Consider the following 17,538-nt stretch of genomic DNA (forward strand, 5'->3'; position numbering starts at 1 on the left):
TCTTCTTCCGGCTCGGGCATTTCCAGTTCGGTGCCGGCCGGCGCCACATGGGAAACCACCGCGCCGGCGGCCCGGGCCGAGGGGATGTTGTTGGTGAAGGTGTCCTTGGAGCCGGTGAGGATGTTGGCCTGCACCGTGGGCGGAAAGAGGGCGTTGCCGATGCCCTCGCATAAATTGCTCAGGCCTTTGTCGGCCCCGGTCTTGCTCATGGCCAGGCCGACGATGGTGCCCACCACCAGGCCCAGGACGAAGCAGCCCAGGCCGCCGGTGACCACGGTGATGCCCGTGGCCGCGACCACGGCGGCGGTCGCCAGGGCGGTGATCGCAATGTTGGCCGCCACCTCCAATACACCGCCCAGGATGTCGGCCATCATCGAGGTGTGGTTGAGTGCATCGCCCAGGCGGGCGGCCCAGAGCGCGTCAGACATGCACGTTGCTCAGGCGGGTAGGGTGGTTGGGGAGCGTGTGTTCAAGCAGTTGGATGCCTTCCATTGCATCTGTCCTTGTGGGTTAGGGCATGCTCATCAGGGCCATTCTCAGGCGCTTGATCAGTTTCGGGGTCTTGAGGCAATCGGCCGGGCGTTTGTTACCCAGGGCGGGCACGGTCTGTTCCAGCCACCATAAGCCTTCCTTGAGCCCCCTTTTGCCGTAGAGCACCACGGCCATGTCGAGGTTGTCATCCATGGCCTTGGCCAGCACGCGGGCGTTGTCGTCGAGGTAGTCCTCTTCGTACAACCGCACGAAATGCTGCCAATCGGCATCGCCGACGTATTCGTCTTCCAGTCCCATTTTAAAAACCTGCAAACGAAATCAAGTTGCTGCCGGTCGGGTTTCGCGCCGACGGCGCCAGGATCCCATCATAACCATTAGCCTTGGCCCAGGCGCCGATTTGATGGGTCTGGGTGTATTTGTCGCCGGTAATGCTCTTGAGGGAGACCCCCAATTGTTTGCGCACATCGGCCCGGGTCAGGTCCAGGACGTTGTTGAGCTGCACTTTCTTGCTGACCAGCACCCGTGTGGACAGGTCCACGCCCCAGTGATTGACTTCGCCCATGGCTGTCTTGCGTGAGTTGGCGCCATAGACACCGCCCAGGCCGGGGGCGGTGTAACGGTGCCTGGAGGCGACGTTCCACTTGTGCGCCGTCCAAGTCGTGCTGATCCGCCCCGGCTCTTCAAAGCGATACACCGTTCGGTTGACCTTGCGACCCTTGGGCGGCGTCGAGCATTTCATCAGCCCGAAGGGGTCGATCCAACTCACCGGGTTCGGCGCGTACTGGTAGAGGTTCAGCCCACCGGCCAAGCCGATCGGGTCCGGTGTGGTGAAGCGGCCGATGTCCGGGTCGTAGAAACGCAGGGTGTTGTAGTGCAACCCGGTTTCGCGGTCCAGGTATTGGCCCTGGAAGCGCAGGTTCTGCTCTTCGATGTAGTACGGTTCGCGCAGCTCTTCGGCGGTGTTGCCCCACACTTGGTAACGGGCTCGCCAGAGTGTGTGGCCGTCGGCTTCCGAGAGCTGTTCGGGCAGGCCGTTGAAGTCGTTGTGGTAGTAGCGGACCTTCTGCTGATCGCCCAGGCCGTCGACCCTCGCCAGGGGTTCGTGGCTGTCGTCGGCGTAGATGTAGAGGCTGGTCTGGCTGTCGCGGTGTTCCTGCAAAAGTTGCAGCGCATCCCAGGTGAAACGGGTGCGACTGAGCAGCGTGGCGTTGCGGTCGTACTCGGCTTTTTCGATGCGTCGACCCAACGGGTCATAGGTCATTTTTACGACCGAGCCGTTATCGTTGCGCACTTCCACCAGGCGTTGTTCGGCATCGTAGCGAAAACGCTGGACGCCACGTCGGGCGCTGCGTTTTTCCACCATGCGACCGAAACCGTCATAGCGGTAGCGCTTGTCCTGGTAGGTCAACAAGCGGTTATGCGCGACCTGGCCTGTGCCCAGGCCGTCCAGCAGGTTGGCGGCCGGGTCATAGGCGAAGCTTTCACGCTGGCCTTGAAGGTTGTCCTGGCTGGCAAGAATGCGGCCGGTGGCGTCATAGTGCAGTAACTGGCGATGGGACGCTTCGGGCTGGCTGTCGAAGCGCTCCACCCGTTGATCGCTGGCGTCATAGCCAAACAGCGATTGCGCCACAGGCTGCAGCAGCGTGGATTGACCCTGTTGCCGCCGCTGGCGGGCCCGCAGGCGGCCACTGCGGTCGTATTCGCTGCGGGTGCTCTGGCGCCCCTGGGTACGCAGCACTTCGCGGTGCAGGCGGTCGCGCTCGAAATCGCTGATGACCTGGCCGTCGAGGTTGATCTGGTGCAGGTGACCGCTGCCGTAGTGCAGGCGGTTCAGCCAACGACCGTCGGGAAGCAGCGTCTGGTTCAGGTTGCCCAGTTCGTCATAGCGATGTTCGAGGTTCCCCGCCCAGCCTTGCTCGGTAATCAATTGCCCCAGGGCGTCGTAACGCAAGCCCAGGCTTTGTACTTCACCGGTCTGGCTGGTGAAGGTGATCGCGTTGACCTGGTCGAGCGCGTCATAGCGGTACTCGGTGCGCCCGTCTGCGGTGACTTTCGCCACCAGTCGCCCCATCGCATCGCGCTCCAGCTCATGAATGATGGGGGCTTGGGGGGCGAGGTCCAGGTCGGTGCTGCCAGGCACCGCGAGCGCTTCCACGCGGGTGACGTTGTCCAGCGGGTCGTAGGCGTAGCGCTTGAGGCTGCCGTCCAGGCTGTGTTGGGCGGTCAAGCGGTCGGCGGCGTCCCAGGCGAACCGGTAGCGCTCACCGTTTTCGTTGGTCAGGGCCAGCAGGCGCCCGTAGTTGTCGTAGCTCAGCTCCACCCGGCGACCGTGGGCGTCGGTGCGCACCCGCAGTTGACCGCTTAGGGTGTGTTGGAAAGTTGTCGTATGCCCGGCCGGATCGCTATAGCTGATCAACTGTCCGCTTGCGTCACGCTGATAGTGCTCGGTGCGCCCGTCCGGCAGTTGCTTGCTCAGCAGTCGACCCTGGTCGTCGTAGCTGAAAAGCGTCCGCTCTCCCAGTGCGTCGGTGCTGCTGAGCAACAGCCCTCGCTCGCAATAGCTCAACCGTGTGGTGTAACCGGAACAGTCGGTGTGTTCGCTGAGTTGCCCAAGCGCCGTCCAGCGCATGCGCTTGCTTTTGCCGGTGGCGTCGATGACCTCCACCACTTGGCCGTGGGCGTCGTGGCGATAGCGGGTGACGTGGCCCAGCGGGTCGGTTTCGCGAATGCGGTTGCCCCGCGCGTCATAGCGGTATTGCCAGGTATTTCCCGCGGCATCGGTTTCGGCCAGGGGCAGGGCCCAGTGTTCGAGCCACAGGGTTGACTCGCTGCGCCCCAGCGGGTCGCGGGTTTCGCAGAGGTTGCCCGCTTCGTCATAGCTGAACTGATGTTGTCCGCCGTTGGGATCGGTCGCCCCCAGCAACTGGCTTTCGTCGTTCCACTGGAAGGTCCAGGTGCGACCCAGCGCGTCGGTGTTTTCGGTAATCTGATATCGGGTATCCCAGCGACGGGTGCTGATGCGCTGCAAACCGTCGGTGATGCGCGTGGTCCCGGCGGCCAGGTCGTAGTCGAAGGTGTAGGCGTCGCCCGCGTCGGTCCAGTGGCGAACCACGCGCCATTCCAGGTTTTCAACCAACGCCCATTCATAGAAACAGCGAAGCCCGGTAGGCAGTTGGTGTTCCACCATTCGCCGCCCGGCGTCGTAGGCGTAGCGACGTTTTACCTGGTCGTTGGACTGACGGACCTGCGCCAGATCGCCCTGGCCGTCGTAGCCATAGTGCATCAGCACTTCCCGGCGTTGATCGGCATAGAGGCGGTCGATCCGGCTGACCCGTTGTGGCCAGCGCTCGTCATACGCCAGTGCGATGCGGGTCAGGTCGAAGGTGTCACGCAGTTGCGCCAGGCGTCCGTTATCGTCGTATTCCAGGTGGATACGGTTGTCGTTGCGGTCACCCAGTTGGTTCAGGCGCAGCAGCGCTGCATTGGCTGGCGTGGGTTCGAACAAGCGGTACAGCCCGTCCGCGCTCTCTATCAGCAACTCGCCGTTGGCATGCCGGCGCACGCTGAGGCCTTCACCGGCACTGAACACGGCACCGCCCAGGGGGATCGAGCCCATGTCGATGCGGCGGCCCTGTTCGTCGCTATAGACCAGGGTTTCGCCGCCGTCTGGATGGGGCAGGATTTCGACGCGCACCTCGTAGGGCACGCTCCAACCGGCACCGAACAATCCGTCGCGGCGTTCGTCGCGGCTGTTGTAGAAGCGTTGCCAGTCGATCGGCAAGATGCCGGGCAGGACGAAGTCCATCTCCTCGACATCGCCCAACACTTTGGCCCCGGTGGCGGCGTGCACGGGGTTCGACGAGCCCATCGCGGCGTTGGCCGCGGCGCCCATCGCGCTACTGACCGCCATCGACGCCGCACCGCCGATCAACATGCAGGGCAGGTTACTGAGGAATTTACCCTTGCCGCCCTTGAGCATCAGCAGCGCCGTGACCGCCAGCCCGACGCCCGGGGTCTTGCCGCTGCGGATCTCGCGCACCACCACCGAACCGCCACCAATGGTCACGTCAGGTGAAATCAGCCCGGCTGATACCACGGTCGCATCGCAGGTGCTGCGGTCGCCACTGCGCACGGCGGGCTGGCCGTTGATGGTGACTTTGTCCGAGCCTTCGGCCAGGAACTGCGGCGGCATCGGCGGGTGTTTCATGCAGGTGATCATGTCCAGCGGCTTGGGCACGGCACCGGGGGCGGGTACGGCGACGGTGGGACGCCACATCTGCGAGAAGAAATTCTCGGCCATGTCCAGGTAGCTGGGTTCGGCTTCGGGTGCTTCAAGTTCGGTGCCGGCCGGCGCGACATGGGACTCGATCGCCCCGGCGGCGCGGGCGGCAGGGATGTTGTTGGTCAAGGTGTTGGTGGAGCCGGTGAGGATGTTGGCCTGCACCGTGGGCGGGAAGAGGGCGTTGCCGATGCCCTCGCATAAGTCGCTCAGCCCCTTGTCGGCCCCGGTCTTGCTCATGGCGAGGCCGACCACGGCGCCCACCACCGCGCCGAGCAGGAAGCAACCCAAGCCGCCAGTGGCAACGGTAATGCCCGTGGCCGCGACCACGGCAGCCGTCGCCACCGCGGTGATCGCAATGTTCGCGGCCACTTCCAGGACGCCGCCGAGGATATCGGCCATCATCGAGGTGTGGTTCAGCGCGTCGCCTAGCCGAGCGGCCCAGAGTGCGTCAGACATGCAAGGTGCTCATCAAGCCAGAGCGTCGAACAGCAGCGAACCCTTGATCGTTGCCCAATGCGCCGCTTCGGCATCGCCCAGTTTCTCGGCTTTCACGTAGCTCAGGGCAAGCATTTTGCGGGTGCCGGGCAGCACCAGGGCCAGCTGGAACTGGAAGACCTTTTCATTGCCCTTGTTGAACTGGCTGCGCAGTTCGATGGCTTCGACTTCCTGGTTGGCGCCTACGCGCACGGTGGCGCCCGGTTGGCAGCGCAGGTCCTGAACCTGTTTTTCCAGGCGCTTGAGCTGGTCGTCAAGGTTGCTTTGCAGGGTCTCGCCCTCGGCCAGCAAGCTGCGGCTGACGATCAAGGATGTGCCCAGTTCGGGGAACTTGAGGATGTTGATTGTCGCGTCCAGCAATTCGCTGGGCGGCAGCTGGAACTGGAATTCATTGAGGCGGTAAGTCATGGCGCGAAAATCTCGAGGTTAGCCCTTGGGTGCAGGGAACGCGGCTTGGATGTTGGCATCGATGCTGCCCTTGACGCCCTGGCCGTCCGGCGTGGCTCCGGGGCCGCCACCGTTGTTCAGGTGCAGCACGCCGCCGGTGTTGAACTCGGCATCGCCGCTGGCGTAGAAGCTGATCTGTACGCCGGTCAGGTTGATCTGGCCGCTGGCGTTGAGCTCCAGGATGCTTTCGCCACATACCAGGCGCAGGTTTTCGCCCACTTCAATCACGTAGCTCTGGCTGATGCTGTCGGTCTTGCGCTGGCCGACGGAGAGGATGTCCTCCTGCTTGACGATGCGCAGGCGGTTGTTGCCGATGGTCACCGTCTCGTTGTGGCCGATGCTCTTGTTGCGGTCATGGCCCACCGAATGGCTTTCATCCACCTCGACCACGATGTCCTGGTTACGCTCTGCGTGGATGTACAGTTGCTCGGCGCCTTTCTTGTCTTCCATGCGGATTTCGTTGAAATTCGCTGGCGTGCCGCCCTTGCTCGAACGGCTTTTCATGCCGCTCTGGGTGGCATTGGCGGGCAAGTCATAGGGCACGGTCTGTTCGGCGTTGTAGACGCGACCGGTGATGATCGGCCGATCCGGGTCGCCTTCGAGGAAACTGACGATCACTTCCTGGCCAATTCGCGGGATCTGCATCGAGCCCCAGTTTTTCCCGGCCCATGCCTGGGACACGCGAATCCAGCATGAGCTGTTTTCGTTGGATTGGTCGTGACGGTCCCAGTAGAAATGCACCTTCACCCGGCCGAACTGATCAGTCCAGATTTCCTCGCCCTTGGGACCCACCACTAACGCAGTCTGCGGGCCTTTGACGATAGGGCGATGGGTGATGGGCAGTGGCCGATAGCTTTGCTGGGCGTCGATACAGATCAGGCTGCTTTCGAACTGCGCGGTCGGCGCGCCACCGCCGGTTTCGCCGCTTTCCTGGGAAATGTAGTAGCGGGCGCCGACGATCAGGTATTCGCGGTTCTGGTCCTGGCGGGTGAAGCCGGTGAGGCTGAACAGATGCCCCGAGCCCAGGCCCCGAGCGTTACCGGCCAGCTCGACCTGTTCGTGCTGGGTCTGCAAGGCTTCGATGCGGGTGCGGGCGTAGTGTTCGCCGTCCTGGCTCTGCACGTAGGTGCCAGGGTAGTCGTACAGGGGATAGTCGCCGGCCGTGTGCGGGCGGGGCATGGCCGAGCGCACGTCGATGCGCGCACTCGGGCGCTGGAAGTCGTAGTCGTTGAGCTCCAGGGAGCCGGGCTGGACTTCCTGGGCCAGGTGCCAGTTGTGAATGTGGTCACGCTCGCGCTGCTGCTCGTTCTTCGGGTAGTACGGTACTGAGCCGTAGCCGGGGGCCGTGGTGTGGGCGCCATAGGCATCGGCCAGCACCAGCACATGCCGGCCCTGCTCATGGCGGAAGAAGTAGTAGATGCCTTCCTGTTCCATCAAGCGGCTGACGAAATCGAAGCTGGTCTCGCGATACTGCACGCAGTATTCCCACTCGCGATACGTCTGGCTCAAGGCGTCTTCGAAATCGGAAAAGCCCAGGTCGCGGAACACCTGCTTGATGATCTGCGGGATGGTCAGGTTCTGGAAAATCCGGCAATCGGAGGTGCGGGTCAGCAGCCAAAACCACGGGCGCAGGGTGGCCTGGTAACTGGCGAACTGGCCCTGGTCGACGTTCTGGCTGAAACGGGCGACGATGCCATGGAAATAACGCTCGCCACCGCCATCGAGTTGCAGGCTCACGCACATGGGCTTGCCGAGCACCTGATTGAGGTCGATGGCGTTGTCCAGCGAGTGCAGCTGCAGCTCGTAGTTGAACAGCCGCCCCAGTTCTTCGCCGCCGCCCATGTCCTTGAGCAGCAGTACCTCAGGTCCCAGGGGGCTGGTGATCTTGGCCAGGCGTGAGGCTTGGTTGAATAACATCGCTCATCTCATCGTTGTAATGGCTGCGCCGCTGATTGGAACAACTGTGGGAGCGAGCTTGCTCGCGATGGCGGTATGTCAGTCAACACGGATGTTGAATGTGACTGCGCTATCGCGAGCAAGCTCGCTCCCACGGGGTCTTGCAGTGTTCCTTACCGTCAGGCCGCGTCGCTGAAATCGTACTGCAATTCGTTGTCCACCGCGCTGATCCGCACCCCGGCCAAGGCCTTGCCTTCGAGCATGCGGGTCAGGAACTCGCGGCTCATGTCCGGCAGCAGGCTGTTGGTCAGGATGGTGTCGATCATACGCCCGCCGCTTTCGGTTTCGGTGCAACGCGAGACGATCAAATCGATCACCGCGTCGTCGTAGTCGAAGGCCACTTTGTGGGTGCTCTCCACGCGCTTCTTGATGCGGTTGAGTTGCAGGCGGGTGATGGCCTTGAGCATCTCGTCGCTGAGCGGGTAGTACGGGATCGTCACCAGGCGGCCGAGCAGGGCCGGCGGGAAAATCTCCAGCAGCGGCTGGCGCAGGGCCTTGGCGATTTCTTCCGGCTCGGGCACGTTCTGCGGATCCTTGCAGACGTCGGCAATCAGCTCGGTGCCGGCGTTGGTGGTCAGCAGGATCAAGGTGTTCTTGAAGTCGATCACCCGGCCTTCGCCGTCCTCCATCACGCCTTTGTCGAACACCTGGAAGAAGATTTCATGCACGTCCGGGTGGGCTTTTTCCACCTCGTCCAGCAGCACCACACTGTACGGTTTGCGCCGCACGGCTTCGGTCAGCACGCCGCCTTCGCCGTAGCCGATGTAGCCCGGTGGCGCGCCCTTGAGGGTGGACACGGTGTGGGCTTCCTGGAACTCGCTCATGTTGATGGTGATGACGTTCTGCTCGCCGCCGTACATGGCTTCGGCCAGGGCCAGGGCGGTTTCGGTCTTGCCCACGCCGGAGGTGCCGGCGAGCATGAACACGCCAATCGGCTTGCTCGGGTTGTCGAGGCCGGCGCGGGAGGTCTGGATGCGCTTGGCGATCATCTGCAAGGCATGGTCCTGGCCGATGATGCGTTTTTTCAGGTGCTGGTCGAGGTTGAGCACGGTTTCCAGTTCGTTGCGGGCCATGCGGCCCACCGGGATACCGGTCCAGTCGGCGACCACCGAGGCCACGGCCTGGTAATCCACGGTCGGCAGGATCAGCGGGGTTTCGCCTTGCAGGGCGGTCAGGCGCTGTTGCAGGTCCACCAATTTCTCGCGCAGGGTGTGGCTGGCTTCGCTGCCGTCCTCGCTGTCCACCACGCCGACGCGCTCGCGCAGGGTGGCGCGGGTGGCGAGCAGCTCGTCCACCAGGGTTTTCTCTTCGGCCCAGCGGCTTTCCAGCTCGGCCAGGCGCTCGCGTTCGGCGCTCAGCAGGCTTTCGGTCTGGGTCTGGCGAGTGCCGATGACCACGCCAATGGCGTGCTCACGGGCGATGATTTGCAGCTCGGTTTCCAGCGCTTCGATGCGCCGGCGGCTGTCGTCCACTTCGGCCGGCACGGCGTGCAGGCTGATGGCGACGCGGGCACACGCGGTGTCCAGCAGGCTCACGGATTTGTCCGGCAGCTGGCGCGCGGGAATGTAGCGGTGGGACAGCTTGACCGAGGCTTCCAGGGCTTCGTCGAGGATCTGCACCTGGTGGTGTTTTTCCATGGTCGAGGCTACGCCGCGCATCATCAGCAGGGCTTTGTCTTCCGAGGGCTCGGCCACTTGCACCACTTGGAAACGGCGGGTCAGGGCCGGGTCTTTTTCGATGTGTTTCTTGTACTCGGCCCAGGTTGTGGCCGCCACGGTGCGCAAGGTGCCACGGGCCAGGGCCGGCTTGAGCAGGTTGGCCGCGTCGCCCGTGCCGGCGGCGCCACCGGCACCCACTAGGGTGTGGGCTTCGTCGATGAACAGGATGATCGGCTTGGGCGAAGCCTGGACGTCTTCGATGACCTGGCGCAGGCGCTGTTCGAATTCGCCTTTCATGCTCGCGCCGGCCTGCAACAGGCCCACGTCGAGGCTGCGCAGTTCCACGTCCTTGAGGGCCGGCGGTACGTCGCCGGCGACGATGCGCAGGGCAAAGCCTTCGACCACGGCGGTCTTGCCCACACCGGCTTCACCGGTGAGGATCGGGTTGTTCTGCCGGCGGCGCATGAGGATGTCCACCAGTTGGCGGATCTCATCGTCACGGCCGACGATCGGGTCGAGCTTGCCGCTGCGGGCCTGCTCGGTGAGGTCGACGGTGAAGCGCTTGAGGGCTTCCTGCTTGCCCATGGCGCTGGGGGCCATGGCGCCGCTGGCTTCGCCCGGCACGGCGCCGGCATTGAAGCCGTCGCTGGCGGTCAGGGCGTTTTCCGGCGAGTCGCCGACGTATTCGTCAAAGCGCTCGCTCAGGGCTTCGACCTTGACCTTGTCGAACTCCGACGACAGGCCCAGCAACGCGTGGCGCAGGCTTGGCGTCTTGAGGATGCCCAGCACCAGGTAACCGGTGCGCACCTGGCTTTCGCCGAACATCAGGCTGCCGTAGACCCAGCCGCGTTCCACGGCTTCTTCGACGTGGGAGGACAGGTCGGTGATGGAAGTCGATCCCCGTGGCAGGCGGTCGAGGGCTTCGGTGAGGTCACGGGCCAGGCGCGCCGGCTCGATGTTGAACTGGCGGATGATGCGATGCAGGTCCGAGTCCTGCAGTTGCAGCAACTGGTGAAACCAGTGGGCCAGTTCCACATAAGGGTTACCGCGCAACTTGCAGAACACGGTGGCGGCTTCGATGGCTTTGTAGGCCACGCTGTTGAGTTTGCCGAACAACGCGGCGCGACTGATTTCACCCATGCTCATGGCTCCTTGAGGTCTGTGAGGTGTTGGCCTGTTCGGCGTAATGCCGGGCCAGTATTAAATCGTTGGCATCTGTTTCGGGGCGGCCCAGCCAGGTATTGAACCCCAGGCGGAAGCGACCATTGAGTTGCAGTGCCGGGACTTCGGGTTGTTCCAGGACCAGGTTCAGGTCCCAGTCCAGCTCATGGCCCAGGTATTCGGCGACCCAGGCCACCAGCTCGTTGAACGGTTGGCTGCCGGGCAGCATGCCCATGTAGTCAACGAGCTTGAGTGGCCCCAGGCGAATGCGGAATTTGTGCTGGCGATCCCACACGAAGCGGCCCAGGCAGAAGTCCACGCCCAATTGATGGGCGCTGACCCCGACGCGGCTGCGTTCGGGCAGCTCCAGCCATTGGCCGACGTGTTCTTCGATCTCCACCGGCAGGCCGAAGTACTCGCTGAGAATCGCCTTCAAACCGTCCGGGTAACGGGTCTGTGCCGACAGGTGGCCGCTGTAATGGAGTTTCGCCGTGTCGGGGATCAGCCCCTGGTTGAGCAGGCTCGGCATGCCCCGGCCGCTGAGCGCCGCCAGGCGCGCCGACCAGTAGTCATCGTCCGGGCGGTCATGGCTGACGGTCGGCCGCGCTTCGGCCCAGGCCCGGTAGAACAGGCTGAGCAGGCGATGGTGAAACACATCGAGGAAGCGCTTGCTGGTACTGTCGGCGTTGTTGCGCTGGCGTTCGCGCACGTATTCGGTGATGTGCAGCGGCATCGGGCCGTTGGGGCCGCCGAGGCCGAAGAAGAATTGCTCCAGGCGCGCCGGCGTACCGTCGCCGCCCGGTTGCACCGAGGCGAGGGTGGCCGGGGCGAAGGTGCAGTCGGCCTGTTGTCCGAGGCGCAACGGGTCATCGGCCAGGCGCAGGGAATGGCCCAGGCGCGGCAGCTCGGGGGATTCGCACTCGATGCGCCGCAACGCCTGGAAGAAGTCGTATTCCCAGGGTTCCTGGTGCATCGCTTCCAGGGTACTCACAGGGTCGGACGACGTCCGGGCTTGGCTTTCCATCGCATGATCTCGCCGCGTTCGGTGGTACGGATCACCGTCTCGGTAAAACTGTTGATCGACACGTAGCGTGCCAGGAAGCGCTCGAACACCGCACCGAGCAGGAACACCCCGGTGCCGCGAAACGCGTTTTCATCGAATTCCAGGGTGATCTCCAGGCCCCGACCGAACACGATCGGGCCGGGCATCGGCAAGCGCCGGGTGCAAGCTTTGCTGCTGACTTCCCGCAGGCCTTCGATCTGCAATTGCAGCGCCGCGTCGTTGCTGTCGCCGTACAGGCGCAGCAGTTCACGCAGGGCGGCGGCGCCTTGGCCTTGTTCGCTCAACGACAAGTAGTTCAGCGACAACTGGCTGATCAGCCGCCAGGCCTTGGCATCGTGGGCATGGCTGGCCCGTGGGCGACTGGGACCTGCCACGCAACGCACGGCGCCAACCGGCGCACTGTCGGCCAGGGTGAAGTCGGTCTTGCCGTTGCCCACGCCCATGAACAGCGGCAGGTCGCGGTTGGTGCACAACGCCGTCACGCCCAACTGACGCAGGTCGTGGCGGTAGGGCGCTTGCTGGCTGTCCACCAGGCTGACGAAGGTTTCGCTGCCGATGTAGGTCGAGCGCGGGCCGTTGCGTCGTTGGTCGCTGGACAGCACGCGCGGTTCGCGGCGCACGGTGTAGTAGGCCTGGTCGCGGCCATAGCGGGATGGATCGCGCACGGCGTAGAACGGCAAGAACGGCTGCTCCGGCCCGGTGCCGTGGCCGGTGAGGCCGCTGAGCGAATGGACTTCGAAATCCATCGGCCGGGTACGGTCGGCGATCACGTGGTGTTCGTTGACCCGTTCCGACAAGTGAATGCGATCCAGGCGCTTGGGGAACAGGTTGATGGCCGGGGTGCAGAACGGCAGGAACTGCGAAGCGCCGACGCTGCCTTCCAGGCTTGGATCGTGACGGTCGAACAGCACGATCAACTCCAGTTCCTGGCCGTCGCAGCGTTTGACCGCACGGCTCAACTGGGTGAAATCGACAAACAGGAAGCGGTGGGGCAGGGCGAAGTATTCCTGCAACAGGCGGTAGCCCTGGAAGGCCCGGGACACCACCGGCAGCGCGGCGTCGGCATCGTCGAAGCCGCGCGAGCGCAACGCGTCCTGGGGCAGCCGCTCCACCCAGTCGCCGCCGGGCTTGCGGGCGAACACCGCGCAGGCATTGCCCAGCAGTTGTTCGTAGAGGCGGAAGGGCTGTTCGTCGGCGCCGCTCAAGTACAGCGGCAGGTTGTCCAGGGCCAGGCTGTTGAACGGCAGTTCGGCACCGGTGCGCAGTGTGATGCGCAGCCCGGCCTTGGCCTTGGGCTCGCTGGCGGCCAGGCGCCCGAGCACCACGGACGGGTTGCCGAAGTATTCGGCCTGGCTGACCTGCAACGGCCACAACGTCACCGCGTGGGCGGTGCGGTACTCGCAGCAGGTCTGGGTTTCGCGACCCAGGGCGGCGCGCAGGACGGTATCGCGGGGCAGCGGGAAGCCACTGCTCAGCGAGCCTTCGTCCGGGTCGGCCTGCATCTGCACCACGGTCATCGACGGTGTCGGTGCCAGGTAATGGGGGTAGGCGATTTCCAGCAGGTTGTGGGTGAAGGTCGGGTACTCGGCGTCGAGCTTGAGCTGCACCCGCGCCGTCAGGTAGGCGAAACCTTCCAGCAGGCGCTCGACATACGGGTCGGCGCAGTCCATGCCGGACAACGTCAGCCGACTGGCGATCTTCGGGTATTCCTTGGCGAACTCCGCTGCGCTTTCGCGCACGTGGTGCAGTTCCTGGTTGTACAGTTCCAGCAGGCGCGGGTTCATGAGCGTCTCCGCTGGTCGGCGTTGACCACGCGCACATGGCCGGTTTCCAGGTCCAGGTCGGTCTGCAGCATCAGGCGCAGGGGCACCGGCTGGGCCCAGAGGTCGCCCTCGATCTCGAAACTCAAGGCGTTGTGGTTCATCTCGGCGGTCGCCCGGGCGCGTACCCGCAGGGTGTGGCGCAGGATGCGCGGTTCGAAGGTGGCAATGGCCTGGTGGATCAAGGTTTCCAGGGCCGAGACATCGACGTTCGACGCGCTGTTGCCGGCCAGTGCCGGCAGGCCGAAATTCACCACCGAGGTACCCGCCGGGGTGTGCAACGTGGCATCGGCGTCGAGCAATGAGGTGGTGTTGAGCAGCCACGCCAGGTCACGCAGCACCGAGGCTTTCAATTGGGTCAGGGACAGCACGCGTTTGTCAGCGCTTTCCTTGGGGTTGGTCGGATCGTCGTCGGTCAACCGGTCCAATAGGGAGGGCTGGAGGCGATCGCGGGTGGCGATTTCGGTTACCACGTAAAGGGCGCCACGTACATTTTCTGGTCTCCGCCGGAGCCGCAAGCTGCATACAGGCTGACCGTTCCCGCCTCAAAACCTTCCGGCATCTGACGAATAGCCTGCATTTTGCTCAGACAATCGCGGCTGGGGGCGGGCATGTGTTCGCTGCGCCAGACCGCAAAAATCGGGATGTTGTTGAACATTTCCACGCGCAGTTTCTGCTGTTTATCCAGGCTGAAGCCGCACGGCCATTCCATGTCCAGCTTCATGCGACTCTGGTCGGGTTTGACCAGCGTGCATTGGCCCTGATCGTCAACCAGGCTGAGTGACTGGCCCTCGAAAACCGCCTGGGTCGTCGGCGCCCCGGCATGCTCGGCGCACGCGCTCAGGCTGATCAGGCTAGTCGTCAGGCATAAGGCGAGCAGGGGCTTGTTCATTAAATGAGCTCCCAGAACCAGACCTTCTTGGATCGATAGAAAAGGTCGCTGGTTTGGGTCAGGCCACGATTCCATAGATCGATATGGTCGCCGCTACGACCTTCGGCAGTCTCTCCTGATTGCTGAAAGCAGTCCTTGAAGAAAATCAGGCCGGTCTTGCCCATCAATGTCTTTCGGTCTTCGGGGCTGTTACTGAGAATAGTTGGATGGCCCAGATGATGTTTCCACAACCAATTCGCCAATGACTCGGCGCCCCTGGCGTGTTCATGCTTACACAGGGGGTCTTTGGTGTAGGTGGATTTGTTGACCTTGATGGTTTTCTCCGCATTGAGCGTCAGGCTCATGCGTATGGCGCATTGGTTTGCCCAGGGACCGTCACAGGGTTTTGCGTCAGGATGGGCAATCAGCAGGTCGGAATAGGCTTTCCACAAATTGATAAACGAAGGCTTGGCCATGACTCAGACACCGAAAGGGAAAAGATTGGATTCGAGCAAGCACCAAACACCCCCGGTGCGTGGCACCGGGGGTATTTTCGATTACACCTTGACGTTCTGACGGATGTTCCAGCCGAACTTGACCGGACCGCCTTCCTTGGTGCCGTCGGCTTTCTGTGGCTGGTAGTCCACCAGCACCTTGGCGAAGTTCAGGGTGACGTTTTCAGTCAGGCGATCATCGCCGCCCGAGCCGCCGGTGCTCAGGGAAGTGACCAGCACTTCTTCCAGGTTGATGATCATGTACTCGACCTGGCTTTCACCGCCGGCCTTGCGCACGGTCAGCTTGACCTTGTCGATGTGCTTGCCGCTGGCGCAGTGCATCATCAGGTTCGGCGAAGCCTTGTCGACGAACTTGGTCAGCGACAGGTCCTGGACGTTGACCTTGCCGGCACCGCCGCCGCTGCCTACGTGCATGTTGCCGGACTGGGACATGCCCCAGCTCCAGTTCAGGACGTCGATCTCGTCCTTGTGGGCCTTGTCCATGGACTCGCCCTTGATGTCGCCGATCTTGATGAAAATATCAACAGCCATGTTTTCTCCCTGTGTGGTTTCTAACCACATTGTTTGGTTGACGCTGACCTTGCGAAATTACGGGTGCTGAACGGGGTGGAAGACGATCTCCAGCCTGCTGGAGATCCCCTGTGGGAGCGAGCTTGCTCGCGATGGCGGCGTCACATCCGACATCAATGCAAGCTGATCCACCGCTATCGCGAGCAAGCTCGCTCCCACAGGGTTACCGCCACCCGTTTCAATAAGTTTTTACGCGCCCTTGGCCGACGGCAGTTTCGATACCAGGCGCAGCGACACGGTCAGCCCTTCGAGCTGGTAGTGCGGGCGCAGGTAGAACTTGGAGTTGTAGTACCCCGGGTTGCCTTCGACTTCTTCGACGATCACTTCGGCGGCAGCCAGTGGATGCTGGGCCTTGGTGGTCTCGGTGGAGTGCGCCGGGTCACCGTCGACGTAGTTGAGGATCCAGTCCTGCAACCAGCGCTGCATCTCGTCCTTCTCTTTGAAGGAACCGATCTTGTCGCGCACGATGCACTTCAGGTAATGGGCGAACCGGCAGGTGGCGAACAGGTACGGCAGGCGCGCGGCCAGGTTGGCGTTGGCGGTGGCGTCCGGGTCGTCGTATTCGGCCGGTTTCTGCAACGACTGGGCGCCGATGAACGCGGCGAAGTCGGTGTTTTTCTTGTGCAGCAGCGGCATGAAACCGTTCTTCGCCAGTTCCGCTTCACGGCGGTCCGAGATGGCGATTTCGGTCGGGCACTTCATGTCCACGCCACCGTCGTCGGTTGGGAACGTGTGGGCTGGCAGGTTTTCCACTTCGCCGCCCGATTCAACGCCACGGATGCGCGAGCACCAGCCGAAGTGTTTGAACGAACGGTTGATGTTCACTGCCATCGCGTAGGCGGCGTTGGCCCAGGTGTACTTGGAGCTGTCGGCGCCGTCGGTGTTTTCTTCGAAGGCGAAGGCTTCCACCGGGTCGGTCTTGGCGCCATAAGGCAGGCGCGCCAGGAAGCGCGGCATGGTCAGGCCGATGTAGCGCGAGTCTTCCGATTCACGCAGCGAGCGCCAGCCGGCGTATTCCGGGGTGGTGAAGATCTTGGTCAGGTCGCGCGGGTTCGACAGTTCCTGCCACGAGCCCATGCCCATCACGGTCGGCGATGCCGCGGCGATGAACGGGGAGTGCATGGCCGCGCAGACTTTCGACAGCTCGCCCAGCAGCTCGACATCCGGTGGCGACTGGTCGAAGTAGTAGTCGCCCACCAGGCAGCCGTAAGGCTCGCCGCCGAACTGGCCGTATTCTTCTTCGTACATCTTCTTGAAGAGCGGGCTCTGGTCCCACGCGGTGCCCTTGAATTTCTTCAGGGTCTTGTGCAGGTCGGTCTTGGAGATGTTGAGCACGCGGATCTTGAGCTGCTCATCGGTCTCGGTGTTGTTGACCAGGTAGTGCAGGCCACGCCAGGCGCTTTCCAGTTGCTGGAAGTCGGGGTGGTGGATGACCTGGTTGACCTGGGCGGTGAGCTTGGCGTCGATGGCGGCGATGATCGATTCGATCGACTTGATGGCGTCGTTGGACACCAGGTCGGTCTGCGCCAGGGCCTGTTCGGCCAGGGTACGCACGGCGGTCTCGACGGCTTCGCGGGCGCGCTCGGTCTTGGGTTTGAATTCTTGCAGCAGCAGGGACGCGAACTCGCTGGTTTCTTCTGTCGCGCCGAGGTTCTGTGCGCCTTCGCGGGCTGTATTGTCAGTCATGATCATTGGTCCTGTGCTGGCTTCGGCGCGCTCGCCAGGGCCTGCAACAGCGCTGGGTCCTTGATCGCCTTCATGATGATTTCTTCGGCGCCGGTCTTGCCGTCCATGTAGGTCAGCAGGTTGGCCAACTGGGTGCGCGCTTCGAGCAGCTTGTTCAGCGAGTCGACCTTGCGGGCCACGGCCGCCGGACTGAAGTCGTCCATGCTTTCGAACGTCAGGTCCAGGCTCAGGTTGCCTTCGCCGGTCAGTTCGTTAGGCACATGGAACGCCACGCGCGGCTGCATGGCCTTGAGGCGCGAGTCGAAGTTGTCGACGTCGATCTCGAGGAACTTGCGGTCGGCTACCGCAGCCAGAGGCTCGGCGGGCTTGCCGGCGAGGTCGGCCATGACGCCCATGACGAAGGGCAACTGGACCTTTTTCTCGGCGCCGTAGAGCTCGACGTCGTACTCGATCTGCACTCGAGGCGCGCGGTTGCGCGCGATGAATTTCTGAGAACTTTGCTTCGCCACGTTGCTGCTCCTG

14 protein-coding genes are annotated in these 17,538 nt (G+C 63.2%); all 14 read right to left on the reverse strand.

The window, feature by feature from the left end; all coding sequences use genetic code 11:
* Window positions 1–428: hypothetical protein (locus J4E53_RS16415; RefSeq protein ID WP_207268160.1), on the reverse strand; the 428-nt coding region annotated here is incomplete at its 3' end.
* 82 nt (window positions 429–510) lie between these two features.
* Complete coding sequence (locus J4E53_RS16420) at window positions 511–789, reverse strand: hypothetical protein (protein WP_060740010.1); 279 nt, start codon at window positions 787–789, stop codon at window positions 511–513.
* A 1-nt stretch (window position 790) separates the two neighbouring features.
* Window positions 791–5,230, reverse strand: a complete 4,440-nt coding sequence (locus J4E53_RS16425) for an RHS repeat-associated core domain-containing protein (RefSeq protein WP_103309191.1) — start codon at window positions 5,228–5,230, stop codon at window positions 791–793.
* A gap of 12 nt (window positions 5,231–5,242) precedes the next feature.
* On the reverse strand, window positions 5,243–5,677 hold the full coding sequence (locus J4E53_RS16430) for a DcrB-related protein (RefSeq protein ID WP_060740012.1): 435 nt from the start codon (window positions 5,675–5,677) through the stop codon (window positions 5,243–5,245).
* 18 nt (window positions 5,678–5,695) lie between these two features.
* Entirely contained in the window at window positions 5,696–7,633 is a 1,938-nt protein-coding gene (gene tssI / locus J4E53_RS16435; protein ID WP_103309193.1) for a type VI secretion system tip protein TssI/VgrG, read from the reverse strand.
* Window positions 7,634–7,791: 158 nt separating this feature from the next.
* Window positions 7,792–10,470, reverse strand: a complete 2,679-nt coding sequence (tssH, locus tag J4E53_RS16440) for a type VI secretion system ATPase TssH (protein WP_103309195.1) — start codon at window positions 10,468–10,470, stop codon at window positions 7,792–7,794.
* Window positions 10,463–11,515: a type VI secretion system baseplate subunit TssG gene (tssG, locus tag J4E53_RS16445; RefSeq protein ID WP_103309196.1), complete on the reverse strand. Its 1,053-nt coding sequence runs from the start codon at window positions 11,513–11,515 to the stop codon at window positions 10,463–10,465. Before tssG ends, tssH begins: the two co-directional genes overlap by 8 nt.
* A complete protein-coding gene (gene tssF / locus J4E53_RS16450) occupies window positions 11,479–13,338 on the reverse strand; it encodes a type VI secretion system baseplate subunit TssF (protein ID WP_060740016.1) in 1,860 nt (619 codons plus the stop codon). Before tssF ends, tssG begins: the two co-directional genes overlap by 37 nt.
* Window positions 13,335–13,847, reverse strand: coding sequence for a type VI secretion system baseplate subunit TssE (gene tssE, locus J4E53_RS16455; protein WP_058542707.1), 513 nt, complete (start codon window positions 13,845–13,847; stop codon window positions 13,335–13,337). Before tssE ends, tssF begins: the two co-directional genes overlap by 4 nt.
* Window positions 13,841–14,266, reverse strand: a complete 426-nt coding sequence (locus J4E53_RS16460; protein ID WP_060740017.1) for a hypothetical protein — start codon at window positions 14,264–14,266, stop codon at window positions 13,841–13,843. The genes tssE and J4E53_RS16460 overlap by 7 nt, the downstream gene beginning before the upstream one ends.
* A complete protein-coding gene (locus J4E53_RS16465) occupies window positions 14,266–14,721 on the reverse strand; it encodes a type VI secretion system amidase effector protein Tae4 (RefSeq protein ID WP_060740018.1) in 456 nt (151 codons plus the stop codon). Before J4E53_RS16465 ends, J4E53_RS16460 begins: the two co-directional genes overlap by 1 nt.
* A gap of 81 nt (window positions 14,722–14,802) precedes the next feature.
* The gene (locus J4E53_RS16470; RefSeq protein WP_025216165.1) at window positions 14,803–15,291 is read right to left on the reverse strand and encodes a type VI secretion system tube protein Hcp; all 489 of its coding nucleotides are present in this window, start codon (window positions 15,289–15,291) and stop codon (window positions 14,803–14,805) included.
* 228 nt (window positions 15,292–15,519) lie between these two features.
* Window positions 15,520–17,016 (reverse strand): type VI secretion system contractile sheath large subunit, encoded by a 1,497-nt coding sequence (gene tssC, locus J4E53_RS16475; RefSeq protein WP_060740019.1) that lies wholly within the window; start codon window positions 17,014–17,016, stop codon window positions 15,520–15,522.
* Between the two features lie 2 nt (window positions 17,017–17,018).
* On the reverse strand, window positions 17,019–17,525 hold the full coding sequence (gene tssB / locus J4E53_RS16480; RefSeq protein WP_003206923.1) for a type VI secretion system contractile sheath small subunit: 507 nt from the start codon (window positions 17,523–17,525) through the stop codon (window positions 17,019–17,021).
* Window positions 17,526–17,538: the final 13 nt, after the last annotated feature.

The sequence above is a fragment of the Pseudomonas sp. FW305-28 genome (assembly GCF_017351395.1).
GTDB classification, from domain to species: Bacteria; Pseudomonadota; Gammaproteobacteria; order Pseudomonadales; family Pseudomonadaceae; genus Aquipseudomonas; species Aquipseudomonas fluorescens_AA.